The following is a 21,973-nucleotide window of genomic DNA, read 5'->3' as shown; positions in this document are numbered from 1 at the left end:
TTCCGTCTCCCCTACTTGGCTCGCTCTATAATTTCTACAAGCTTCCAGCATTTTTCTTTGCTCATAGGCCTGCATTCGATTACGCGGACGCGGTCGCCGACCTTAGCCTCGTTTTTCTCGTCATGGGCTTTTACTTTTTTCGCCCTCTTGATGTATTTTTTGTAAAGAGGATGGAGGGTCAGAGTTTCGATTGAAACTACAATCGTCTTATCCATCTTATTGCTCTTTACAGTTCCGATAAATTCTTTTTTGCCGCTTAAGGCTGCCGTTGTTAGTTCTGACATTATTTAGCCTCCGCGGCGCTTTTGGCGCCTTTCTTTTCCGCAATTTCATGCGCATGGATCAACGTGTTAAGCCTTGCAATCTGCCGGCGCATTATGCGCTTTTGCAGAGGGTTGTCTACATGGCCGATAACATTTTTAAAACGGAATTCCATGTACTTCTTTTTAAGTTCTTCTCGTTTGGCCCTGAGTTCGGGAAACGACAATGTTTTAAATGAATTTTTCATCCCTTTCTCCTAAGCTCCCAATTCCATGTCAGCGCGAGCGACAAATTTTGTTTTAATCGGGAGTTTTGATCCCGCTAAAGCCATCGCTTCTTCCGCAAGGGAGCGGTTAATGCCGCCGCCCAGCTCAAACATAACGGTTCCCGGTTTTACTACCGCCACCCAGTATTCGGGAGCGCCTTTACCTTTGCCCATGCGGGTTTCAGCCGGTTTCTTTGAAAACGGCTTGTCGCAGAAAATGCGTATCCACATTTTTCCGCCGCGTTTCACATGGCGGTTAATGGCGATACGCGCCGCTTCCACCTGCCTATTGGTTATCCACATCCTGTCCAAAGCGACAAGAGCGTAATCGCCAAACACGACAGAGTTACACCTTGTGGCGTTTCCGGGCATATTGCCCCGCTGCACCTTCCGGCGCTTTACACGTTTTGGACTCTGCATATATTAACTCCTGGCAGGTGCCCTATCCCGCCGTTTGCGGACAAGAGCGCCTGCGTCTTCTTTCTGTTCTTTGCCGTATTTCATGCCGTTGTAAACCCAAACCTTTACGCCGATTGAACCAAATGGGGTATGCGCCTCGGCAAAACCGTAATCAATATCCGCCCTCAAAGTATGAAGGGGGATGCGCCCCTCTTTCGCTTCTTCAGTGCGGGACATTTCCGCGCCGCCAAGCCGTCCTGAAAGACGCACTTTTACGCCCTGCGCGTTGCCTTTTTTAATCGCGTTTGTAATCGCCTGCTTCATTGTGCGCCTGAAAGACGATCTCGCCAAAAGCTGCCGCGCGATATTCTGCGCGACAATCTGCGCGTTGTTATCGGCATTGCGCACTTCTTTAATTTTTATCTGTACTTTTTTGTTTATTTTCTTCTGTAAGTCATTGCCAATTTTTTCGATATTCGCGCCCTTAACGCCGATGATTACGCCCGGACGCGCGGTATGGATTGTAATAGTAATTCTTTGCGGATGACGGATAATTTCCAATTCGGCAATATCGGCGCCTTTGGTTTCCGGCATGCCCATAATCAGCTTGCGCAGATATAAATCTTCATGAAGAGCGTCAACATACTCTTTAGGATCGACATACCAGCGGGAACCCCAAGTTTTATTAATACCGATTCTAAGCCCTGTCGGGTTAACTTTTTGTCCCATTATTTAGCCGCCTTTTTTGAAGGTTTATCGCCTTTTGACGCGGTACTTTTTTTCGCGTTAGCCGCATCGCCCTGTGAAGCTGTAGTTTCATCAACCACTACAGTTATGTGACACATCCGCTTTACCTGCATATCCGCTCTGCCCCTGCCCCGGTACCAAATCCTTTTAAGACGCGGCCCGTCATCAATAAAAATTTCTTTAACATAAAGCATATCCTCGTCAAGTTTTTTGTTATCCGCTAACGCGTTGGAAGCCGCGGATTTAACCGTCTTGCGAATCAGTTTCGCGCCCTTATGAGGCATATTTTCCAAAATGGAAATAGCTTCAGGGTACGTCCTTCTGCGGACAAGGTCGGCTACAGGCCTGATCTTGTAAGGGGAGCCGATAAGAAATTTGCTGATTGCTTTATAACCTTTTTCTTCTTTCATAACCCCGCCTATTTTGCCGCAGCTTTCTTGTCAGAGCCCGAATGCCCGCGGAAAATCCGTGTGGGAGCGAACTCGCCAAGTTTATGGCCTACAAGGTTTTCCGTAATATATACGGGAACCCATGTTTTTCCGTTGTAAACGGAAATTGTTCCGCCTACCATTTCGGGAATAATTGTTGAACAGCGGGAATAGGTTTTAATCATTTTCCTTTCCCCGGACTTGCTCAATTCCAACACCTTTTTATACAGGCTCTTTTCTATAAAAGGGCCCTTCTTTACGGATCTTGACATACTCCCTTCCTAACCTCTTTCTCCCGCTGCTTTACAGCCGCGCATATAATTAAATTGTTTCATGTTACTTCTTCTTGCCCCTGCTGACAATAAACCTTGAAGAAGGCTTATGTTTCTTGCGGGTCTTATATCCCTTAGTCGGCTGTCCCCATGGAGTAACAGGATGAATACCCTTGCTTCTGCCCTCACCGCCGCCATGCGGATGATCTACGGGGTTCATGGACATTCCACGCACCGTAGGGCGAACTCCCAGCCAGCGCTTGCGTCCCGCCTTGCCCAATGTCGTATTCATGTGGTCTTCGTTGCCAACGCTGCCGATTGTCGCATAACACTTTTTAAACACCATGCGCATTTCGCCAGACGGCAGTTTTAGCGTAACATAGTCGCCTTCTTTTGCGGCAATAAGCGCTCCTGTCCCGGCGGAACGCGCCATCTGCCCGCCCTTGCCGAGCGTTAATTCGATATTGTAAACGGTAAATCCCAACGGAATATTTTCAAGGGGAAGAGCGTTGCCCGGCTCAATGGGAGCGTCAGGGCCGCTGATAATTGTCGCGCCTGTTTTTAAATCTTTGGGGGCGACAATGTAGCGTTTTTCGCCGTCTTTGTAATTGATAAGGGCGATGTTCGCGCTGCGGTTAGGATCGTATTCAAGAGTTGCGACTTTTCCCGGAATGCCGATCTTATCCCGCTTAAAATCAATATCGCGGTATTTGCGTTTATGTCCACCGCCTTTGTGGCGCACGCTGATACGCCCAAATGAATCGCGTCCAGCTCTGTCTTTCTGTCCCTTTGTCAGGGTTCTTTCCGGTTTTGCGCCCTTGGTCAACTCTGAATTATCCAAGCTTGTCCACTGCCTCATTCCCGGTGTTATTGGTTTATATGTCTTAATACCCATAATTTTTCCTTATACGCCCTCGAAGATAGTAATCTTCTCATCTTTGGGAATCTTTACAATCGCTTTCTTCCAAGTTGAAGTATACCCTTTCTTGTAGCGCTGCCTTTTGGGCTTGCCTCCGACAACCATTGTGGTGCAGGAAATAGGATGCACATTGAACAATTTGCTCACCGCTTCCTTAATCTGCGGCTTTGTAGCCGACTGAGCTACCTTAAAAACATATTTTCCTTCTTCGCGAAGGTGGTTTGCTTTTTCTGAAAGTACAGGTTCAATTAAAATATCTTCGTATTGAATCAAAGGGCTGCCTCCTTTTCACCGTAAAAATCATTAAGGTTTTTCGCGGCAGTTTCCAACATAAGCACCTGGCGGCCATAAAACAATTCATGCGCTTCCAAGCGGTTATAGGAAAGGTATTTAACCCAGGGAATATTCGCGGCTGCTCTTTTAATTTTTGGATCGTCGTCTTTAAGGATCAACACCGTGCGAAGCCCCGGCTCGAAATTATCGAGAAGTTTTGCCAAATCTTTTGTTTTGCCCGAATCAATTGAAAAATCTTCGATTATTTTTAATGTGTCGCTTTGCGCTTTTAAGCTAAGAATGGATTTTAGGGCGAGCCTTTTTGCTTTTTTCGGTATCGCGTATGAAAAATCTTTTGGCTTAGGGCCAAACATCGTTCCGCCGCCGACAAGAACGGGCGATTTTTTATCGCCTCTGCGGGCGCGGCCTGTACCCTTTTGTTTATACGGTTTCGCGTTTGAGCCGTGAATTTCGGCGCGGCCCTTTGTGCAGGCGTTACCTTGCCTCTTATTGGCAAGCTCGTTATTAATCGCGTACCAAATTAAATCTTCGTTTACAGGAAGACCAAAAACATCGTCGTTTAAGGCAATGGTTCGCAGTTCTTTGCCTTCTTTTGAAAACACTTTACAGTTCATGTTTACCGTCCCTTCTTTACCGCAAAGCGGACAAACACAAGCCCTTTATTAATGCCGGGAACCGCGCCGCGAACCATAATGAGCTGTTTTTCAGGATCTGTTTTTACAACTCTAAGGCTTAATACAGTAGTTTTTTCCCGTCCCATTCGTCCGGGCAATTTTACGTTCTTAAAAGTCTTCGCGGGATACGTACTCTGTCCCGTCGAACCCGGTTCGCGGTGGAATTTTGATCCGTGGGTCTTGCGCCCGCCGCCGAACTTGTAGCGTTTTACAACGCCCTGAAAACCCTTGCCTTTGGAAATGCCGCATACATCGACATACCTCGCGCCTTCCAGCACTTCAATTCCAAGGGAATCGCCCACGTTTACTTTCTTTTCAAAATCGCGCAATTCGCAAATCTTTTTCTTTAAGGGAATGTTTTCGGGAAACTGCCCGGCCTTCGCTTTTGTTACGCGATTTTTCTTCGCGTCGTCTATGCCGACGACCACGGCTTCGTAACCGTCAGTATCCTTTGTTTTTGTGGCAAGGACGACGTTTGGGTTAACCTTTAACACCGAAACCGGCAAAAGGCTGCCCGTGTCGTCAAAAACCTGGGTCATTCCTACTTTTCTGGCATACAGCCCTAACATTGTAGTACTCCGTCTGACCACTTAATTTTAAAAAGCGGTCATTTTTAATAATCAGCATCAAAAATTTTGATACTGTGTGGTATCACAAACCACCTAACATTAAAATTAAGTGGTCAGATGATCTTACTGCTTAATCTCAACATCAACGCCGGCGGGGAGTTCAAGCTTCATTAATGAATCCATCACTTCCGCAGAAGGATTAACAATATCAATCAATCTTTTATGAGTCCGCATTTCAAATTGTTCGCGGCTCTTTTTATTAACATGAGGTGAACGCAACACCGTCACCTTATTAATTCGCGTCGGCAACGGGATAGGCCCTGTAACTTTCGCCCCGGCTTTCCTTACCGCCATGGCGATCGATTTCGCGCTCTGATCAATTAATTCAACGTCAAAACCGCGCAGCCTTACGCGAATACCTTCCTTAGCCATTGTTCCTCCTGACCTCCTGACCACTTAACTTGACCACTTTATCTATTCACCTAACTAAGAATTATTTAGTCAAGTTAAGTGGTCAGGTAAACCTTACTCTATCCCTATTCTATTATATCGACAACCTGACCGGAGGCGACAGTTTTGCCGCCTTCGCGAATAGCGAAGCGAAGACCTTTTTCCATGGCGATAGGATGAATCAGTTCCCCGAAAATTTCGGTATTATCGCCTGGCATTACCATTTCTTTGCCATCGGGAAGTTTTACAGTACCGGTAATATCCGTTGTGCGGAAATAGAACTGCGGCCTGTAACCGGTAAAGAACGGGCTGTGGCGTCCGCCTTCTTCTTTGGACAGACAGTAAATCTGCCCCTTGAATTTGCTGTGAGGCGTAATTGAACCGGGTTTCGCGAGTACCTGTCCGCGCTCAACTTCTTTTTTCTCAATGCCGCGAAGAAGAGTGCCGACGTTATCGCCCGCTTGGGCTTCATCGAGCAATTTATTGAACATTTCGATGCCGGTAATAACCGTTTTCTTTGTGGGCTTAATGCCGACAATTTCAACTTCTTCGTTAAGTTTAAGAACGCCGCGTTCCACTTTTCCCGTAACAACAGTGCCGCGCCCCTGGATAGTGAACACGTCTTCAATCGGCATAATGAACGGTTTTTCAGAATCGCGCACCGGGTCGGGGAAATAAGAGTCCATCGCCGCAAGCAGTTCTTCGATTGATTTGACAGCCTCGGGATTATCCGGCTCCGACATGGCTTTAAACGCCGAACCTTTGATGATGGGTACTTTGTCGCCGGGGAAACCGTTAGCTGTAAGAACGTCTTTTACTTCTTCTTCGACAAGTTCCACCAAATCGGGATCGTCAAGAAGATCGATCTTGTTAAGATAGACAATCATGTTGGGTACGCCTACCTGACGGGCGAGAATGATATGTTCGCGGGTCTGGGGCATGACCGAGTCGGGCGCTGATACTACAAGAATAGCGCCGTCCATCTGCGCGGCGCCCGTGATCATATTTTTGATGTAGTCGGCGTGGCCGGGACAGTCGATGTGCGCGTAATGGCGCTTGTCTGACTGATACTCCAGATGGCGTGTATTAATGGTAATACCGCGCGCTTTTTCCTCGGGAGCATTGTCAATGTCATCGTAATTCATTACCTTGTCGCCGAATTTTCTGGCGCAGTGCATGGTAATAGCCGCAGAAAGAGTAGTCTTGCCGTGATCGACGTGACCAATCGTTCCAACATTCATGTGGATCTTTGTTCTATTAAATTTATCCTTTGCCATCTGTGTCCTCCTTAATGAACACTAAATATATTTTCTTCGTACTTTCCGTACATAAATACTTTCATTGAGTGGGGAATTAAGCGGAAAATCAGCCGTCTATGCAAGTTTGCACGTTACGCAGCATCCACATCGTTCCACCTTTCTCACTTTCAGTTTGACAACCATCGGTTATCAAACAGGCAGTTGCGAAGCAACTGCAAGCAACTTGCGCAGCAAGTTGCCATGATCGGTTTGGAAACCTACCATTTACATATCATCTACCATCTATAGTGGGCAAATGCCTTATTGGCCTCGGCCATTTTGTGGGTATCTTCCTTCTTTTTGAAGGCGGTACCGGTATCATTATAGGCATCCATAAGCTCGGCAGCAAGCCGATCTCCCATGCCTTTTCCCGAGCGCGCCCGGGCGGCGCTTATTATCCACCTCATACCGAGGGCTTCGCGCCTTGATTCCCGAATCTCCACGGGAACTTGATAAGTCGCTCCGCCTACGCGTCTGGACTTAACTTCTATTACAGGCTTTACATTATCTAAAGCTTTTAAAAAAACTTCAAGGGGTGGCTTTTCTGTTTTTTTCTGAAGAATATCAAGAGCCTCATGAATGATGCGAAGACCGAGGGAACGTTTCCCTTCCCACATCATTCTGTTTACAAACTTGGAAACTACAACGCTGTTATATTTAGGATCGGGGAGGATTCCCCTATCAATTGTTTTTTTCTTTCTTCCCATAATCTATCTACCTAAGCCTTGGGGCGTTTCGCGCCGTATTTGGAGCGCCCGCGTTTGCGGTCTGTTACGCCCAAAGTATCTTTTGCGCCTCGGATAATATGGTAGCGCACGCCGGGGAGGTCTTTGACACGCCCGCCTCTTACCAAAACAACTGAGTGTTCCTGCAAATTATGTCCGATTCCCGGAATATAAGCGGTAACTTCCGTCCCATGGGAAAGCCGCACACGGGCAACTTTTCTAAGAGCCGAATTGGGCTTTTTGGGCGTTACGGTCATTACACGGGTACAAACCCCCCGCTTTTGCGGACAAGATTTAAGTGCCGGGGATTTCGTCTTGGAAGTAACTTTCTGCCGTCCAAAACGAACCAACTGGTTAATAGTAGGCATTCCTCAAAAACTCCTTAATATACTTAGACACAGTTTTAGACTGTCTCCTTGCCCCTAAGAAAAATAAGGGGTAGAAACCAAAATCTATAGAAATTTAAAAAAAATGTCAAGCGGTTTTGAAAAAAAATGTGAATTTTTATTTATCAATTATCCAGAAGATTTCTCACACATTAAATAATCGCACGGCGTAGCCGTGTGGATGAATAATGCCGCATAATGTAGCACCAATAAACGCCGTTGTTTACAATAAAGCAAGGCTGACTTTAGGCAGCCGTCAGTGCGCAGAACACTAAGATACAAAGATCACAAAGAAGAATCAGGGGTTTTTGTCCGTTATCTTATCGTGAAATTATAAGACTCAGCTTGCTTACAGACTACTGCCCCAATATTTTATCAATTTCCCTATCCACAGCGGATAAAATCCTTTTTTTTAACAAGTTTTTTTGTTTTATAGCCGGATATTGGTTGGGTTGCTCAAAAAGCTCCAAAGGGTCAACATTCAAAGCTTCCGCTATTCTTTCTATAGTAGAAAGTTTAGGAACATTTCGATAAATTTCCATTAAACCGATATAACTGGTAGCGGTATTACACGCTTCAGCCAGTTTTTCCTGCGAAATTCCCTTTTCTTTACGAATTCTCTTTATATTATCAATAACCAGCCGTTCAAGACTCATTTTATTATTATTATTGATATATTTCTATATTATATTGACACATTTGATATAATATTATATTATATTTGATATAATTATAATCAGGCATTTTTAAAAATTGTACAGTGATTTCGTTGAAACAATGGTACAGAAAGAAAATTGATGTCTGAATTAAGGAGAAAAAAATGGTAAACAGGAAAATCTGGTTGGGAATACTGGTAATTGTTCTGGTATTCGGAATGACGGTTTTTGGGTGTGAGGACGATTCGCCTAATAAAAATGGTAACTCTGATCCAAAAACACTCATTATTAATGGTATTCCAATTGAGTTTGTTGCTGGCGAATTGCACGAGGATTGGGATATAGATTTGGGGTTATTTGTTGTTGGAACTGCTCCAGAACAAGCATTAATGATGGAAGGTTTTGTTGCTGGTACTTATTCGGACGATGATATTGAAATAATGTACGGTCCTGCTGCCGTTTCCATGAAAATCCCTCTTTATGTTGCTTCTGCTCGGTGGACTGGAAATGGAAAATATGACATATATGTATTATTTGAAAACTGGTACTCTGATGAAACAAGGGCTTTTAAATTAAGTACGGTAAATTTTGTTTCAGAGACTACAACAGTGTCATTTAGTAATTTTACTGAACTTTCTCTCCCAGATACAGGCGGCGATAGCGACGAAGAGCCAAAAACTCTGGTTATCACCGGTGTTCCTACAACTGAAGGCGGAGTCACGTTAACCGGAAAGCAAATCATAGTAGCTATTGCTAACAACTCTAATAATAAAATGAATTTAGTTGCTTTTAATCAGGTAAATATCAATAGCGCAACTGTTGAAATCCCATTGATGTCAGCAACAACAAGTAGATCATTTACCGGCACAGGTAGTTTTTATATTTTATTTTATATTGACATACATGGTACACTTGATAATTTAAACGATGACGCTACCTATTTTTATACAGGAAGTGGTAACAGTCCTATTACATATAATCTTACTCAAGCCACAACGACCATTCCATTTAGTCAATTTAATAAACAAGAATATTGAAAATTATTCTCCATGCATGATACAGTGCATGGAGAGAAGATTTTTAACCGTTATCTTATCGTGAAAGTTTACGCATTGATAACGAACAACAACATTGCTCACTGCTAATTGCTCACTGCTCATTAGTCCCTCTTCCTTCTTTGTGTTCTTTGTACCTTTGTGAGCTTTGTGTGAGGATCTTTCGAATAAAACACAATAAAGACTTGCAAAAATGGTATATAATAATGGGGAGGTAATATGATTTTTCAATTAATAATTTCAATAGTGATTGTAATACTTGGTCTAACCATCTTCTTTTTAGCCCGTAAATATGAAAAATATCAACCTGATATAAAAAAACCGGGCGCAGTATAATACAGAAATAACCCCTATTCCTTTATTCTTTGTGTTTTTTGTACCTTTGTGTGAGGATCTTTTGAAAAAATACTAGACAAAATTCGTTAGAAATGCTAAAATAATAGACAGGTTTCTTTACCGTGGGTTTTTTCGCACTTTCTTTGCGAACTTAGGGTTCGTAAGGGGTATTTTTTACATTGGACAACCAATGGTAAAATTCTGTATACTTAATATAAGGGGCTTCCAGTGCCACGGACGGCATAGGGTAACTGGAACGACAGCCCTCAGAAATACCCTGCTAGCCTAGGAAGAATTGCCTTCCTAATTGGTGGTAAAAAATGACAAATACTGAAGTAAAGAGAGAGCTATTTAGTTTAGAAGACTCGATTCTAACGAAAAATTTAGTAGAATTTCCAAAAGAATTAGATAAAAAATGTACTAAAGAAGAATTCCATAAAATGATGACCTCTCACAACTCAGATATTCCCATTGAAACAGTGAAATTTTTAAACTATCCACATATTGATATGGAGTAATAGTGGATATTAATACTTATGAAAGATTATGGGAAAATATCATTAAGCCCAAAATTAATGAGATGTTGTCAAATGATGACGATATTATTTTTAATGATGGGCAATTTAAAGAAAGAGTTTGGCTAACCTATGAGGAATACAAGAATAAAGTCCACACATATATGCACAATCCAGACGGGCGAATTGACAGGCATAAAATTGCATCAGTAATGCTATACTCTATAATTATAAACAAACCATTTGAGTTGAAATATCTTCACGCAAAACAAATGTTAAAAAGCTCTTCTTTTATCGCTAATGAAATATTAGGATTCCATGTAGCTTTAGCTATTGTTTGGTCTTTTATCTTACAAGACGCCAACGATAAATCCGATAAAAATAAACAAGAAATATTTAACAGGGGTTTTGTTTTTCCAGAATGTCAACATGATAGCTATCCAACACATGTTTATAAAATGCTTTATTACTCAAAGCTCAACAATTGCTATGATATATTCGCGTTTTCTCATGTTCTATTTTTTATTGAGGCATATACGGAATTAGTGAGAAAACACGAGCTTATTGAAAAAGTTTTAACATAAAACACAATCAGGGGCAGTTTTTTACTTCGCTGCCCACTTCATTGCCGCAATTATCGCAAAAAAAACGCGGTTTTTTATTTAATGCGAAGCCTCTAAAAACACGAATAATTGTTGAATACTCATCTCTGTAACTATCGGTATTTTTTTATGCCGGACAGGAGAGTCTGGAAGTTTTCGGGAATAAATGGCATTTTTTATCTAACCTGACCACTTGCAAATGGTCAGGCGTTTGTTTAAAGAGTGTGAGGTCTTTGGAATTAAACCTGCCCGGCCAAGAAAGCAGAATCTGTATCATCAATTTGTCTGCCGTACAGATGTTCAAAAAGGAAGCGCGTATCTTCGGGAACCATGTTTATGAAGCGGCAACCTAAATAGCCCGCATTTTTATCTTTAAAACGCCGGACAATTTTTGCGAGAACGTTAATCGTGCGGTCTGAAGTTTCTATAGTAACTGATAATTCCGAGTCAACTAAAAGAGTCGCTAGAAGAGTGGAGCCAAGGGGATAGGCAAATAATAAACCGGATGCGCTTATATCAAGAACCCTGCCTTCAAACGACTGATTTTCCACTTTTCCATGTTCAAAATATCCGTTCTCTTTTAACGCAAAGGCAAGCACTTTCGTGTATTGGTAAACATTATCCAGCACGCTGAAATCAAACGGAAGCTTTCCCTGTTTATCAATCCAAATATGAATATACCCAATAACATATTCATGAAACAGAATAGGTACCCATGCGTCGGAAAATATGCTGTCGTCAAATTTACTCTTTAGAAAACGCGCGGTGTTTTCTTCCAGAAATTTTTTGCCGATGCCGGTAGTTTCCAAATACCTGTGGAACAATTCCTCGGTTATTATGCGTTTTTTGGGATACGGATCCGTCTTTGGCAAGAATCCCACAGTTGAGGGAATAAAAAGAGTTTTTCCAGTCTCCGATACTACTCTCTCTTCAATAGACTCAGGTTTTTTATCTTTAAAATTGACTATCTTGTATCCGTCCGCAAAATTACTTAACATTCCCGTTATTTGCCTTATCAAGCCTGAAAGATTGCGGGGATCAAAGTTTTTTGCCAGATCACTCGCCGCAATACTTTCGTATTCCGAAACCTTTGGAAACGCCAGATTATAACGATCTCCCCGGAATGTAAAAAGAATTTTTATATCAGTCGGAGTGTCAACCCTTAAATAATTACGATCCAAATTTTTATATAATGTCGCGGGAGACTTACAGAAAACAAGCTCATCTTTTTGCGCCAATATTTCAGCGGAAAAATCAATCACCTGCCCCTTGTAATCAAATTTAAACGGCAATTTTATATGGTTTTTTAACTTGCCCAAAGGCTTTTCAGGACGTAAAACCAACTCTTCACCCGCAGGCTGTTCAAGTTTAAATTTATATTCAATTCTGTCTTTTAGATATATTACAGGAATCTTTTCTTCATATAAAATATTAAAAAGAAATTCTTTTTCTATTCTTCCTACCGGCGTAGCCATAATTTAGTAAAACCTCTCATATGGATAAAAATCATGACGGTATATCGACTCCTTTTGTTCGACCTCACGATCTTTCGCTTCTTCAAGAAGCAATTCTTCAAATACCCAGTAACCTGTCGTTTTAACTTCTCCGTCCTGTCCCTGGTTTTGCCTTGTTTTATACCTGATATACAATTCCCCTGTAATCCCCTGATCTTTTCCGATAAACCGCACTAAGAATGAAACCGCGCCGTCCGCTTCTTCCCTTCCGCCGCCAATTCTAAAACTTACCGGAACGATAACTTCCAGCGCGGATAAAAGGTTTTCTTTTACAGCCTTTTCAATGGAAGCAAGAGCGGAATTCGCTTTGTCCCCTTCTAATAAAGCGGAACCGATATTATTGGCAAAAGTAAAAGCGACCTCCGAAGCTTTTCCCCTTCCAAGTTCTCCAATTACAGTATCAATTGGATAATGCGGCGATTCACCCCGTTTTGGACGCAGTAATTCTTCAGGGATGGAACCTCTGGATACAACGTCCATCTGTTCAAGAGCAGTCTGCTCTTGAGCAACCGCCGACTGCCAAGACACGGCGGAGATTGAGATTAATAAAAATAAACCCAACGCCAATGGGCGCACAATCCTTAAAATACGCACTACCTTATATTCTAGTAAAAATAATAATTTATATCTATAATATCACAGACAATGAAGAAAAAAAAAGAAAAATCATTAATTGATAATTATACCCACCCCATAAGGGATGTCTTGTGGGGGCACGTCTATATGACGGAAAAACAGGCTAAATTGACGGAATCCGCCCCTTTTATGCGCCTGAACAGGATTATGCAGCTTGGCCCCGTATACCTTGTCTATCCCGGCGCCACGCACACAAGGGCAAGCCATTCAATCGGCGTATACCATCTGGGCAAACGGCTTTTAAAGAATCTGGCGGAACGGGGCGCAGAAGACTGGCTTACGGCGGAAGGGATAAAATCCTTCCTTGCCGCCTGTCTACTCCATGATTTGGGACACTTTCCATATACCCACTCTTTAAAAGAACTGTCCCTCTCTTCCCATGAGGCGCTTACAGGCGAAATTATCCTTAAAGAACCAATGAAAAGCCTCGTGGGGGCAACAGGAGCAGATCCTGCCCTAACAGCCGCCATAATTGACAAAGAAAAGGCTGTTTCCGGCACTGAGCTTCATTTTTACCGTAAACTCCTGTCAGGGACGCTTGATCCTGATAAACTTGACTACATGAACCGCGACGCCCGTTATTGCGGCGTCCCTTACGGCGCCCAGGATGTTGATTTTATTCTTTCAAAACTTCATCCCAATAAAAAACACGGTGCAGACATCGATTCCCGCCTTATTCCTAATGTCGAATCCGTCCTTTTTTCAAAATATTTGATGTACCGGACAGTTTATTGGCATCGCAATGTACGCGCAGTTACCGCTATGCTTAAAAAACTACTGATAAACGGCCTTGAATCGAGTCAAATAAAGGGGGAAGACCTGTATAACCTTGACGATTCGAGCCTTTTTACACTTCTTGAGCAAAAAATTAGAAAAAATGGCAGTGATTCATCAATTAATGGGGTAAATCTTTTAAAATCTGTGCGTGAAGGGAAATTTTACGCCACAGCGGCGGAAATTTCATCTGAAAAAGTCGATTTTCAGGCTATGAGGAGTATTAAAGACAGGGCAAAATACGAAGAAAAGCTTGCAGAGGGACTGCGCCGACGCGGATTTGAAATTAGGGGGGAAGATATAATAATCGATATACCCGAACCCGTTTCTTTTGAAACAGGACTTTTTATTATTGATGAAAAACGCAGTTTTAGCGACAGTTCCAGCGCGTTCAAGCCTCAGACGGTAAATGCCTTTATACAGACGCTTTATACAATCAGAATATTTATTAATCAAAAATATAAGGAAAAAATAAAGACATTTTCTAAATTATGTAGTATACTTTATGAATTAGCGTCTGCGATTAAAACGACGGATACTAAGCAATAAGAGTGGGGAGAACAATATGGACATTCATAATACAAACGAAGATGTAGTATTTGAATCGGTACAGAAAATTTTTGACGAAATACAACGAAGCGGTAATCCCGAACAATTCTGCATGTGTTATCAATGCAGAATAGACACAATCTGTTATACGCTTAACCGCATTTCTCCGAATTACATAGTGTCAAATCGCGGGTTTACAAGAACTTATCAAGAAGGCATACACCAGCAGCAAAGCGAAGCGGATATAAACGCGCTAATTTACAAGGGTCTGCGTCTTGTAAATCATAACCTGCGTCCGACAGCGCCTCACGACGGAACCAGCGATGCTACGCATAAGATCACCCCTCCCTTATTTGACATCCCGACTATAGCAGGCAGAATCTTCCACGGCGTAAGTTTCGAGCCGATTGTGGACATTGATGTAGAGTTGTTTTACAATGGCGAACTTGTCCAAATGAGGAACACTAATTGGCAAAACCCGTACAGAATAGTTTCCAACACTCCAAGTATATTCAGTTTTTGGCCTTCCCCTCTTGTCGCGGATGTTCCCGATATCACAAAAGATTTTAAGTTTACAATAAAGGTGAATTCTCCAGACTATGAACCTTTAAGCCACTTTTTTACTATTTCGTCGGTTAGTAAATTTCATAATCCGCAGTCCTATGCTTTAAACCGCACTTTCAAACTGCCGGATTTATATCTTTTTCCGCCAGGAGAAGCGGAAATTAATGACGGTCAATAACTGACATAAGGCATCTTGACATCATAAGGTGATTATAGTATTCTTGCCGCATACTAATTATTAGGAGAAAAATATGGCACAGGCCAGTAAAAACAGCCGTACTTCCAGCGCGACACAAAAATTTATGTGTTCCTGCGGTGGAGAAATAAAAATGAAAACTCTATTTGAAGACGGTAAAGTAAAAAACATGGCGGAATGTGAAAAGTGCAAACGAAAGGAAAGACGTCCTTCCGATTTCCGCTGATTTACAACGGCAAAATTAAGTAGAGTTTTTCGGAAACTTCAGTTCCCGAAAAACTTCCTTATAAAAATTTTTTGGAGGAATTCTTTGGCAAAGAAAAGCAATTCAGCGGAAAAGCGGCATCGCAAGAGTGAAGAACGCCGCTTGCGCAATAAATCGGCAAAAAGCGCGGTAAAGACAAGCGTAAAAAAATTTACGGTTCTGGCTCAGAAAAAAGACCCGGGAGCGGACGCTGCTTTAAAAGAAATGATCAAGAAAATTGACACTGCCGCAAGAAAGGGAATAATTCAAAAGAACGCGGCAGCCAGAAAAAAATCAAGGATGCAGCGTTATTATAATACGATGAAATCAGCGCAATAATATTTTTATGGCAGGCTATGGCAGCGAAAAAATTTACAAAAGTTGACATTGTAGACGCCCTTTATGAAAAAATGGGAATGAGCCGCACGGAGATTCGGGGCGTTGTCGATCTTTTCATTGATGAAATGAAGGAAGCTCTAATTCGCCGTCAGGTTATTGAATTGCGCGGTTTTGGGACATTTGAAGTAAAAGTGCGAAAAGCGCGTCCAAGGGCGCGAAATCCCAAAACAGGCGAAACCATCGTTATACATTCACATGGCGTAGTCGCTTTCCGTTCAGGCCGTGAATTAAAACAAGCCGTATGGGCTTTAAACGATGATAAAAAAGCCTCTAAAAAGTAACAAATGGAAACAAGAAACAACCGGGTTAAAAATGTTTTAATCCAGTTGGGACTTATTTTTTCAGCGTCAATTCTTTTTGCCGCCTCTTTTCCCAATATAATATTTATAAACGGCTTGCCATTCCTCGCGTGGTTTGCGTACATCCCAATTCTTATTATTATTCGTAAAAATAATCTTTTGGCTTGCGCGGGTTTTGGCGCGATTTACGGCATAATCGCCTATGCCCTTTTCAATTACTGGCTTGGAAAATTTCATCCGCTGGCGGGAATAATCGTTTACAGTATCTATCTTGTTTATTTAAGTATTACTTTTGTATTTCTCAAATTGGCCTGTATTCTTTTTCCAAAGCGCGGATATATTGTTCAATGGGCTGTATGGCTTACTTATGAATACTTGCGCGTAAAAGGATTTTTAGGGTACTCCTACGGAATAACGGGTTATTCGCAATGGCGCGTGATACCGTTAATACAGATAGCAAGCATCACGGGCGTGTGGGGGGTTAGCGCCCTTGTCACGTTTCCCTCTTTCTGGCTGGCGCAGGTTTTTAATAATTTAAAAAAGCTTGATTTAAAAACTTCGTTTGCGTCATTCTTCTTTAAAGAAAAAATATCCGCATATTTTTGGTTTGCCGCTCTTATCGCTACTTTAATTTTTGGCTTTATAAACATCAAAGATTTTTCTTCTTACCCAAACGCGCCCATCGCTTTAATCCAGCACAATACCGACCCATGGGAAGCAGCCAAATCTCCGTCTTCATGGCAAATAATTCAAGGATACCGCAATGACCTTAAAAAATTAACGCGCCTTTCCGATGAAGCCCTGTCTTCTACTCCAAAACCTACCCTTGTAGTATGGCCTGAAACCGCGTTTATTCCAAGAATTTACTGGCATACGACATACCGTGACGATCAAGATTCATGGCTGATTGTAAAAGAGCTTTTAGAGTATCTTTTTTCAAAAGACGTTCCCTTCTTAATTGGAAATGACGATGGACGCATGGACAGCTCAAGAAATCCTGACCCAAAAGAAAAATTCCGCGTGGACTACAACGCGGCCTTGCTTTTTGAAAAAGGGGAAACCACCGCCGTCTACAGGAAACTGCATTTAGTTCCGTTTACCGAGCATTTCCCTTATAAGAAACAGTTTCCGTCAATTTATAAATGGCTTAAAAGCGCCGACACTCATTTTTGGGAAAAGGGCGAAGAGCAGACCATTTTTAAAATACAGGGATTTACTTTTTCCGCTCCAATTTGTTTTGAAGACACGTTTGGCTACCTGTCAAGAAATTTTGTACGCCGTGGCGCAGACGCGCTTGTAAACCTTTCAAACGACGCGTGGTCAAAAAGCCTTCCCGCGCAGTATCAGCATCTTTCAATGGCGGTCTTCAGAGCGGTGGAAAATTACCGTCCCATGGTCAGGTCAACATCCACGGGACAAACCTGCGCCATAGACCCAAACGGCAGAGTAACGGCAATGGCAACGCCATTTACGGAAGCTTTTCTTAATGTTACAGTGCCTCTTGTAAATAAAACCGCAATTTACACGCTTTACGGCGATTATTTGGCGATTTTCTTTGTTTTTCTGACTGCCGCCTTGTTGATCTTCAAAGCGCTATGGTGTACAATAAAGCCATGAACGTTCAGAAGAAGATACTGATTGCGGATGATGAAACAATTAATCTTGACTTCTTTGAAGTAATGCTGTCCAAACTCGGTTTTGTTGTGGAAAAATGCGATAACGGTCCTGAAGTTTTGGAAAAAGTTAAAAAATTCATGCCGGATTTGGTCATTATTGACAATATAATGCCGGGATTAACCGGACGCGAAGTAACAAAAATCCTTAAAAGCGATCCAAATTTTGAAAATATTTCTATAATTATGCTTTCAGCCCTTGACGATGTAAAAGACAAAGTTGCCGGTTTTGAAGCCGGCGCTGATGATTATATAACAAAACCGTTCAATTTTTCCGAAGTCCTGGCGCGCATTAACGCGGTCTTCCGCAACCGCGCGTTATTCGAACAGATAAAAGCTCGGGAAACCCGCCTTGCCCTTGCCGAAGAATTAAACAGGCATTTAAAAGAAAATCTTTCAATCTTTATCGGAAGCATTGACGAGTTGGACAGGGCTATCGCCCTGATCTGCAAGAATACGGCAATCGGCGAAAATTTAAATCAAGAAACCCTTATCCAGCATTTAAATCCGGTAAGTGAAAAAATTCTTTCCGTGCGCAAGCATATTGCGGCTCTTGACGCGAGGATAGAAAAAACAATAAATGAATGGGATAATCTAAAGAAAGACGAAATCGGGCTTTCCGTGCTTGAAAGCCAAATACGAAAATTCTTACATCAGGAGCAGCAGTAAAAATGTCAAAGCGTGAAGGAAGAAAGAAAAATAAAGCGGAAACTGTAATTCTGGGCAAGACCACAAATTTTACGGGAATACTTAAATTTGCGACAAAACTGCGCATTCAGGGAAGCTTTAAGGGAACAATAGACGCCACAGGCGATTTAATTGTAGATAAAGAGGCGGTAGTTGACGCTGATCACATAACGGTAAATTCCCTTACGGTATACGGCAATGTTTCAGGAACGGTGCACGCGATGGACAAGGTTGACATGATGGGCGGCGCTAAAGTTCAGGGCGACGTAAGCGCGGCAAGACTGCGTATAGCGGACGGGGTTCTTTTTGAAGGCAAATGCAAAATGACTAACGTGGAAAAAGACGTGGAAATTTTTCACCGTCCTACGGAAGAAATAAAAGCGGATTTACAGCGCGGCAATGTCAGAACATAACGCGGATACTCCGACGGAGTATCCGACTTATACTCCGACAGATGAAAAATTAATTAAACAGGCCGAAAAAAAAGCGGTCTGCTTGATAAAAAAACTAAAAGACGTATCACAAAAACTGGCGTTGGCGGAATCGTGTACCGGCGGCTTAATTTCATCGTTATTGGCGGAAGTGCCGGGCGCGTCGCTTGTATTGTGGGGTTCTTTTGTGTGTTACACAAGAGAGGCGAAAATTTCCATGCTTGGGCTAAAAAAAAGTGGGCTTTCCGCCGACGGCCTTGTAAGCGAAAAAACAGCGCGTTCAATGGTTGGGGGAGTATTTAAGAAAAGCGGCGCGGATATTGCAGCCGCAGTTACGGGGCTTGCCGGCCCCGATGGAGACGGCAGCGGCATCCCTGTGGGGACGGTATGGGTTGCAACTGCTTTACGGGACGGAGAAATTAAGACGAAGGCGTATCATTTTAAGGGTTCCAGAAATGAAGTCCGCCTTCGCGCCGCTTGTGCGGTACTTGAAGAAATTCAAAAAATCTTAAATTAAGGGTTGACATTAATAAAAGAAATTATTAAAGTTTAAGTATCCATTCAATATCATGAATCAATTTATTAATTAGAATTAATGTGAATCCAGTCAAAAAAAATACAATCCATGGGTGGTAAAAATGGCAATTGTAAGAAGAGGCAGAAAGCCTGAAGAATCAACATCAGAGGGTAATGGTGAGGAAACAGTGAATTCAGAAGAAACGGAACAAAACAATGAAAACGGCAATGGCGGTAAAGCGGGACGCGTAGTTGTCCGCAGAAAGCCATACGGGGAACAGAACGGTTCTGATTACAAAAACGGCGAATCAGAAGAACAGACAAACGGGCAGACAGGCGTATCGGCGGATTTGCCGGCATTGCCAAAACTGCCTTCAATGCCCGACCTGTACGGCAAACCAATTCCACGGCAGGATCAGGACAACGGCAAACCGCGCCTTACAATAAACGAGCTTATCAGGCTCAACATGAAAGACCTGCGTGAGCTTGCCTCCTGCTACAACATCACACACGATGACATGGTAGTTCTTAAAAAACAAGAAATTGTCTTCGCCCTCCTTAAAGCGCACACTGAAAGGGGCGGCATTATTTACGCTTATGGCTCTTTGGAAATTCTGCCGGACAGTTACGGTTTTCTCCGCAGTCCGCAAAATTCCTACCTTCCCGGCCCTGATGATATTTACATCAGCCCAAGCCAAATTAGGCTCTTTGCGCTTAAAACAGGCGATACGGTTTACGGGCAAATTCGCAGTCCAAAAGAAGGCGAAAGATTTTTTGCCATGCTCAGGGTGGAAACCGTCAACTACGATGACCCCACCGTCGCCCAAAACCGCATTCCTTTTGACAACCTCACTCCTTTATACCCCAACCGTAAATTAGACCTTGAAACCTCAACGGAAGGCGTAAGCGAAAGAATCATCAATTTGTTCTGCCCTATCGGCAAAGGCCAGCGCTCTCTAATCGTCGCTCCTCCCAGAACCGGTAAGACAATAATGATGCAAAAAATAGCTAACGCAATAACTAAAAACCACCCGGAAGTATACCTTATCGTCCTGTTAATAGATGAACGCCCCGAAGAAGTTACCGACATGGAGCGCACCGTGCGCGCGGAAGTTATTTCCTCAACGTTTGACGAGCAGGCAAGCCGCCATGTTCAGGTTACTGAGATGGTGCTTGAAAAGGCCAAGCGTCTTGTTGAGCACAAAAGAGACGTGGTAATCCTTTTGGACTCAATTACCCGCCTTGCCCGCGCCTATAACCAAACAGTCCCCACGTCGGGAAAAATCCTCTCAGGCGGCGTTGATTCTAACGCCCTTCACAAGCCAAAGCGCTTTTTCGGCGCGGCGCGTAATATAGAAGAAGGCGGCAGTTTAACAATCATTTCCACAGCCCTTGTGGAGACCGGCAGCCGCATGGATGAAGTAATTTTTGAAGAGTTCAAAGGTACCGGCAATATGGAAATTAACCTTGACAGGCGCATTTCCGACCGCCGCCTTTTCCCGGCAATCAATATCAAGAAATCCGGCACACGCAAGGAAGAACTCCTGCTTACGGAGGAAGAAATCCAAAAAATCTGGATTTTACGCAAAGTTATCAATCCTATGGACGACATCGAAATTATCGAATTGCTAGTTGACAGAATGAAGAAAAGTAAGAATAATGAAGCATTCCTAAAATCCATGAATACTGGAACAGGGGGCATGGATTAGGTCCTTAAACTGCCTGAAACAAGGCGGAGTTGGACAATTTTCGGAGGATTATATGAGAAGCGGAATACACCCAAAGTACGAGATGACTAAAATCACGTGCGCCTGCGGAAACGTGATAGAAACGCGTTCCACCACAAAGAACATAAAGGTTGAAATTTGCTCAGCCTGCCACCCTTTCTTTACCGGCAAGCAAAAACTTGTAGACACTGCCGGACGCATTGAAAGGTTCAGGAAGAAGTACAACATAAAAGAATAGTATCTGCCATTAAAACGGCAGATACTATCACGATAAGCGACATTGCTTCGCAACGTCGCTTATCGCAGCGGTTTACGGGTGGCTTTTGCGCCTGGCGGCGCAGCCACCCTACATTCCGCCTACGGCGGAACGTCGTAAACCGCCATAGGGGAAAAACTTCGTTGTAAATCACCATAAAATTTGTGATTTTGCCGTAAAAGCCGTATATTGAAATAGAGGAGATTCCTATGATTGCAGTGCCTGAAACTGAAACCTCTACTGAATGTATTTACGGAGAGAACTGTCCCCTTCACGCCGAAAATCCTCCTTATTAACGCTAAAATGCTTGCAGGCCATTAAAGAAAGCAAGGCTATAATGCGTGGCGATATTCCTACAAAATGGTACAAATCTATTGAAGAAGCTAGAAAGGACTTGGACATTTAACAGTTGCTGGATTTTGATCTATCAGCTTGAAGAAAACAAAATATCTTTTGCCTATACCGGAACTCATTCCGATTATCTTTAAGTACTAAAATAATTTTGCGCAAACATCGAGAATTATCTTATCACAGTTTCGGTTAACTATCTATATATTTTAATTCTTCCGGTATTATTATTAAAAATTTATTATCTAAAGTCCAAATTTTTGAATTGTTTTTTATACTATGCATTAATATAATTGCATCTATTAAGCC

At 42.6% G+C, this 21,973-nt stretch carries 30 protein-coding genes and 1 pseudogene; 14 read left to right on the top strand and 17 right to left on the bottom strand.

Features of this window, described 5'->3' with window-relative positions; genetic code table 11:
- Nucleotides 1-11 precede the first annotated feature (11 nt).
- The 15 genes and pseudogenes from rpsQ to ACYVRH_RS03850 form a co-directional block, all read right to left on the bottom strand.
- Complete coding sequence (gene rpsQ / locus ACYVRH_RS03920) at nt 12-284, bottom strand: 30S ribosomal protein S17 (RefSeq protein WP_461255622.1); 273 nt, start codon at nt 282-284, stop codon at nt 12-14.
- Nucleotides 284-508 (bottom strand): 50S ribosomal protein L29, encoded by a 225-nt coding sequence (gene rpmC, locus ACYVRH_RS03915; protein WP_461255621.1) that lies wholly within the window; start codon nt 506-508, stop codon nt 284-286. Before rpmC ends, rpsQ begins: the two co-directional genes overlap by 1 nt.
- 9 nt (nt 509-517) lie before the next feature.
- Complete coding sequence (rplP, locus tag ACYVRH_RS03910) at nt 518-946, bottom strand: 50S ribosomal protein L16 (protein WP_461255620.1); 429 nt, start codon at nt 944-946, stop codon at nt 518-520.
- Nucleotides 947-949: 3 nt separating this feature from the next.
- Nucleotides 950-1,654 carry a 30S ribosomal protein S3 gene (gene rpsC / locus ACYVRH_RS03905; protein WP_461253682.1) on the bottom strand — a complete coding sequence of 235 codons (705 nt, stop codon included), beginning with the start codon at nt 1,652-1,654 and terminating at the stop codon, nt 950-952.
- Between the two features lie 86 nt (nt 1,655-1,740).
- Nucleotides 1,741-2,082 (bottom strand): annotated as a pseudogene (gene rplV, locus ACYVRH_RS03900) (50S ribosomal protein L22); the annotation flags it as partial.
- 8 nt (nt 2,083-2,090) lie between these two features.
- Nucleotides 2,091-2,372 carry a 30S ribosomal protein S19 gene (rpsS, locus tag ACYVRH_RS03895; RefSeq protein ID WP_461253681.1) on the bottom strand — a complete coding sequence of 94 codons (282 nt, stop codon included), beginning with the start codon at nt 2,370-2,372 and terminating at the stop codon, nt 2,091-2,093.
- 64 nt (nt 2,373-2,436) lie between these two features.
- The gene (gene rplB, locus ACYVRH_RS03890; RefSeq protein ID WP_461255619.1) at nt 2,437-3,267 is read right to left on the bottom strand and encodes a 50S ribosomal protein L2; all 831 of its coding nucleotides are present in this window, start codon (nt 3,265-3,267) and stop codon (nt 2,437-2,439) included.
- Between the two features lie 9 nt (nt 3,268-3,276).
- Nucleotides 3,277-3,561, bottom strand: coding sequence for a 50S ribosomal protein L23 (locus tag ACYVRH_RS03885; RefSeq protein ID WP_461255648.1), 285 nt, complete (start codon nt 3,559-3,561; stop codon nt 3,277-3,279).
- Nucleotides 3,561-4,199, bottom strand: a complete 639-nt coding sequence (gene rplD / locus ACYVRH_RS03880) for a 50S ribosomal protein L4 (RefSeq protein WP_461255618.1) — start codon at nt 4,197-4,199, stop codon at nt 3,561-3,563. Before rplD ends, ACYVRH_RS03885 begins: the two co-directional genes overlap by 1 nt.
- A 2-nt stretch (nt 4,200-4,201) precedes the next feature.
- Entirely contained in the window at nt 4,202-4,828 is a 627-nt protein-coding gene (gene rplC, locus ACYVRH_RS03875) for a 50S ribosomal protein L3 (protein WP_461255617.1), read from the bottom strand.
- A 123-nt stretch (nt 4,829-4,951) separates the two neighbouring features.
- On the bottom strand, nt 4,952-5,260 hold the full coding sequence (gene rpsJ / locus ACYVRH_RS03870; RefSeq protein ID WP_461255616.1) for a 30S ribosomal protein S10: 309 nt from the start codon (nt 5,258-5,260) through the stop codon (nt 4,952-4,954).
- Between the two features lie 104 nt (nt 5,261-5,364).
- Complete coding sequence (gene tuf / locus ACYVRH_RS03865; RefSeq protein WP_461255615.1) at nt 5,365-6,555, bottom strand: elongation factor Tu; 1,191 nt, start codon at nt 6,553-6,555, stop codon at nt 5,365-5,367.
- Between the two features lie 257 nt (nt 6,556-6,812).
- On the bottom strand, nt 6,813-7,283 hold the full coding sequence (rpsG, locus tag ACYVRH_RS03860; protein WP_461253676.1) for a 30S ribosomal protein S7: 471 nt from the start codon (nt 7,281-7,283) through the stop codon (nt 6,813-6,815).
- Nucleotides 7,284-7,294: 11 nt separating this feature from the next.
- Complete coding sequence (rpsL, locus tag ACYVRH_RS03855) at nt 7,295-7,669, bottom strand: 30S ribosomal protein S12 (protein ID WP_461255614.1); 375 nt, start codon at nt 7,667-7,669, stop codon at nt 7,295-7,297.
- 374 nt (nt 7,670-8,043) lie between these two features.
- Entirely contained in the window at nt 8,044-8,343 is a 300-nt protein-coding gene (locus ACYVRH_RS03850; RefSeq protein ID WP_461255613.1) for a helix-turn-helix domain-containing protein, read from the bottom strand.
- Between the two features lie 164 nt (nt 8,344-8,507).
- Here ACYVRH_RS03850 and ACYVRH_RS03845 point away from each other — a divergent pair, with 164 nt between their 5' ends.
- From ACYVRH_RS03845 to ACYVRH_RS03835, 3 genes are all read left to right on the top strand, one after another.
- Complete coding sequence (locus tag ACYVRH_RS03845; RefSeq protein ID WP_461255612.1) at nt 8,508-9,380, top strand: hypothetical protein; 873 nt, start codon at nt 8,508-8,510, stop codon at nt 9,378-9,380.
- A gap of 674 nt (nt 9,381-10,054) precedes the next feature.
- Nucleotides 10,055-10,252 carry a hypothetical protein gene (locus ACYVRH_RS03840; protein WP_461255611.1) on the top strand — a complete coding sequence of 66 codons (198 nt, stop codon included), beginning with the start codon at nt 10,055-10,057 and terminating at the stop codon, nt 10,250-10,252.
- Nucleotides 10,253-10,254: 2 nt separating this feature from the next.
- Nucleotides 10,255-10,833, top strand: a complete 579-nt coding sequence (locus tag ACYVRH_RS03835) for a hypothetical protein (RefSeq protein WP_461255610.1) — start codon at nt 10,255-10,257, stop codon at nt 10,831-10,833.
- Nucleotides 10,834-11,090: 257 nt separating this feature from the next.
- On the opposite strand, the gene ACYVRH_RS03830 is transcribed toward ACYVRH_RS03835, so the two are convergent.
- The gene (locus ACYVRH_RS03830; RefSeq protein ID WP_461255609.1) at nt 11,091-12,326 is read right to left on the bottom strand and encodes a PilZ domain-containing protein; all 1,236 of its coding nucleotides are present in this window, start codon (nt 12,324-12,326) and stop codon (nt 11,091-11,093) included.
- A 3-nt stretch (nt 12,327-12,329) separates the two neighbouring features.
- Nucleotides 12,330-12,959, bottom strand: a complete 630-nt coding sequence (locus ACYVRH_RS03825) for a hypothetical protein (RefSeq protein WP_461255608.1) — start codon at nt 12,957-12,959, stop codon at nt 12,330-12,332.
- Between the two features lie 51 nt (nt 12,960-13,010).
- Here ACYVRH_RS03825 and ACYVRH_RS03820 point away from each other — a divergent pair, with 51 nt between their 5' ends.
- The 11 genes from ACYVRH_RS03820 (at nt 13,011) to rpmE (ending at nt 21,298) form a co-directional block, all read left to right on the top strand.
- The gene (locus ACYVRH_RS03820; RefSeq protein WP_461255607.1) at nt 13,011-14,324 is read left to right on the top strand and encodes an HD domain-containing protein; all 1,314 of its coding nucleotides are present in this window, start codon (nt 13,011-13,013) and stop codon (nt 14,322-14,324) included.
- Between the two features lie 16 nt (nt 14,325-14,340).
- On the top strand, nt 14,341-15,066 hold the full coding sequence (locus tag ACYVRH_RS03815; RefSeq protein WP_461255606.1) for a late competence development ComFB family protein: 726 nt from the start codon (nt 14,341-14,343) through the stop codon (nt 15,064-15,066).
- A 73-nt stretch (nt 15,067-15,139) separates the two neighbouring features.
- Nucleotides 15,140-15,310, top strand: coding sequence for a hypothetical protein (locus ACYVRH_RS03810; protein WP_461255605.1), 171 nt, complete (start codon nt 15,140-15,142; stop codon nt 15,308-15,310).
- An 84-nt stretch (nt 15,311-15,394) separates the two neighbouring features.
- Nucleotides 15,395-15,667, top strand: a complete 273-nt coding sequence (gene rpsT, locus ACYVRH_RS03805; RefSeq protein ID WP_461255604.1) for a 30S ribosomal protein S20 — start codon at nt 15,395-15,397, stop codon at nt 15,665-15,667.
- A gap of 17 nt (nt 15,668-15,684) precedes the next feature.
- Complete coding sequence (locus ACYVRH_RS03800; RefSeq protein WP_461255603.1) at nt 15,685-16,008, top strand: HU family DNA-binding protein; 324 nt, start codon at nt 15,685-15,687, stop codon at nt 16,006-16,008.
- Between the two features lie 3 nt (nt 16,009-16,011).
- Nucleotides 16,012-17,643 (top strand): apolipoprotein N-acyltransferase, encoded by a 1,632-nt coding sequence (gene lnt, locus ACYVRH_RS03795; RefSeq protein WP_461255602.1) that lies wholly within the window; start codon nt 16,012-16,014, stop codon nt 17,641-17,643.
- Complete coding sequence (locus ACYVRH_RS03790) at nt 17,640-18,368, top strand: response regulator transcription factor (RefSeq protein WP_461255601.1); 729 nt, start codon at nt 17,640-17,642, stop codon at nt 18,366-18,368. Before lnt ends, ACYVRH_RS03790 begins: the two co-directional genes overlap by 4 nt.
- A gap of 2 nt (nt 18,369-18,370) precedes the next feature.
- The gene (locus tag ACYVRH_RS03785; protein ID WP_461255600.1) at nt 18,371-18,799 is read left to right on the top strand and encodes a bactofilin family protein; all 429 of its coding nucleotides are present in this window, start codon (nt 18,371-18,373) and stop codon (nt 18,797-18,799) included.
- A complete protein-coding gene (locus ACYVRH_RS03780) occupies nt 18,786-19,334 on the top strand; it encodes a CinA family protein (RefSeq protein ID WP_461255599.1) in 549 nt (182 codons plus the stop codon). The genes ACYVRH_RS03785 and ACYVRH_RS03780 overlap by 14 nt, the downstream gene beginning before the upstream one ends.
- 121 nt (nt 19,335-19,455) lie before the next feature.
- Nucleotides 19,456-21,042, top strand: coding sequence for a transcription termination factor Rho (gene rho, locus ACYVRH_RS03775; protein WP_461255598.1), 1,587 nt, complete (start codon nt 19,456-19,458; stop codon nt 21,040-21,042).
- 52 nt (nt 21,043-21,094) lie between these two features.
- The gene (rpmE, locus tag ACYVRH_RS03770; protein ID WP_461251228.1) at nt 21,095-21,298 is read left to right on the top strand and encodes a 50S ribosomal protein L31; all 204 of its coding nucleotides are present in this window, start codon (nt 21,095-21,097) and stop codon (nt 21,296-21,298) included.
- The last annotated feature ends 675 nt before the right edge of the window (nt 21,299-21,973 follow it).

This window comes from Treponema sp. R80B11-R83G3 (assembly GCF_054786115.1).
This window is presented reverse-complemented; position numbering and strand designations above follow the sequence as displayed.

Excerpts from the sequence above, each read along its gene's own strand:
- rpsQ (WP_461255622.1), bottom strand. The coding sequence starts at position 284 with ATGTCAGAACTAACAACGGCAGCCTTAAGCGGCAAAAAAGAATTTATC.
- rpmC (WP_461255621.1), bottom strand. The coding sequence starts at position 508 with ATGAAAAATTCATTTAAAACATTGTCGTTTCCCGAACTCAGGGCCAAA.
- rplP (WP_461255620.1), bottom strand. The coding sequence starts at position 946 with ATGCAGAGTCCAAAACGTGTAAAGCGCCGGAAGGTGCAGCGGGGCAAT.
- rpsC (WP_461253682.1), bottom strand. The coding sequence starts at position 1,654 with ATGGGACAAAAAGTTAACCCGACAGGGCTTAGAATCGGTATTAATAAA.
- rpsS (WP_461253681.1), bottom strand. The coding sequence starts at position 2,372 with ATGTCAAGATCCGTAAAGAAGGGCCCTTTTATAGAAAAGAGCCTGTAT.
- rplB (WP_461255619.1), bottom strand. The coding sequence starts at position 3,267 with ATGGGTATTAAGACATATAAACCAATAACACCGGGAATGAGGCAGTGG.
- rplD (WP_461255618.1), bottom strand. The coding sequence starts at position 4,199 with ATGAACTGTAAAGTGTTTTCAAAAGAAGGCAAAGAACTGCGAACCATT.
- rplC (WP_461255617.1), bottom strand. The coding sequence starts at position 4,828 with ATGTTAGGGCTGTATGCCAGAAAAGTAGGAATGACCCAGGTTTTTGAC.
- rpsJ (WP_461255616.1), bottom strand. The coding sequence starts at position 5,260 with ATGGCTAAGGAAGGTATTCGCGTAAGGCTGCGCGGTTTTGACGTTGAA.
- tuf (WP_461255615.1), bottom strand. The coding sequence starts at position 6,555 with ATGGCAAAGGATAAATTTAATAGAACAAAGATCCACATGAATGTTGGA.
- rpsG (WP_461253676.1), bottom strand. The coding sequence starts at position 7,283 with ATGGGAAGAAAGAAAAAAACAATTGATAGGGGAATCCTCCCCGATCCT.
- rpsL (WP_461255614.1), bottom strand. The coding sequence starts at position 7,669 with ATGCCTACTATTAACCAGTTGGTTCGTTTTGGACGGCAGAAAGTTACT.
- ACYVRH_RS03850 (WP_461255613.1), bottom strand. The coding sequence starts at position 8,343 with ATGAGTCTTGAACGGCTGGTTATTGATAATATAAAGAGAATTCGTAAA.
- ACYVRH_RS03845 (WP_461255612.1), top strand. The coding sequence starts at position 8,508 with ATGGTAAACAGGAAAATCTGGTTGGGAATACTGGTAATTGTTCTGGTA.
- ACYVRH_RS03840 (WP_461255611.1), top strand. The coding sequence starts at position 10,055 with ATGACAAATACTGAAGTAAAGAGAGAGCTATTTAGTTTAGAAGACTCG.
- ACYVRH_RS03830 (WP_461255609.1), bottom strand. The coding sequence starts at position 12,326 with ATGGCTACGCCGGTAGGAAGAATAGAAAAAGAATTTCTTTTTAATATT.
- ACYVRH_RS03820 (WP_461255607.1), top strand. The coding sequence starts at position 13,011 with ATGAAGAAAAAAAAAGAAAAATCATTAATTGATAATTATACCCACCCC.
- ACYVRH_RS03815 (WP_461255606.1), top strand. The coding sequence starts at position 14,341 with ATGGACATTCATAATACAAACGAAGATGTAGTATTTGAATCGGTACAG.
- ACYVRH_RS03810 (WP_461255605.1), top strand. The coding sequence starts at position 15,140 with ATGGCACAGGCCAGTAAAAACAGCCGTACTTCCAGCGCGACACAAAAA.
- ACYVRH_RS03800 (WP_461255603.1), top strand. The coding sequence starts at position 15,685 with ATGGCAGCGAAAAAATTTACAAAAGTTGACATTGTAGACGCCCTTTAT.
- lnt (WP_461255602.1), top strand. The coding sequence starts at position 16,012 with ATGGAAACAAGAAACAACCGGGTTAAAAATGTTTTAATCCAGTTGGGA.
- ACYVRH_RS03790 (WP_461255601.1), top strand. The coding sequence starts at position 17,640 with ATGAACGTTCAGAAGAAGATACTGATTGCGGATGATGAAACAATTAAT.
- ACYVRH_RS03785 (WP_461255600.1), top strand. The coding sequence starts at position 18,371 with ATGTCAAAGCGTGAAGGAAGAAAGAAAAATAAAGCGGAAACTGTAATT.
- ACYVRH_RS03780 (WP_461255599.1), top strand. The coding sequence starts at position 18,786 with ATGTCAGAACATAACGCGGATACTCCGACGGAGTATCCGACTTATACT.
- rho (WP_461255598.1), top strand. The coding sequence starts at position 19,456 with ATGGCAATTGTAAGAAGAGGCAGAAAGCCTGAAGAATCAACATCAGAG.
- rpmE (WP_461251228.1), top strand. The coding sequence starts at position 21,095 with ATGAGAAGCGGAATACACCCAAAGTACGAGATGACTAAAATCACGTGC.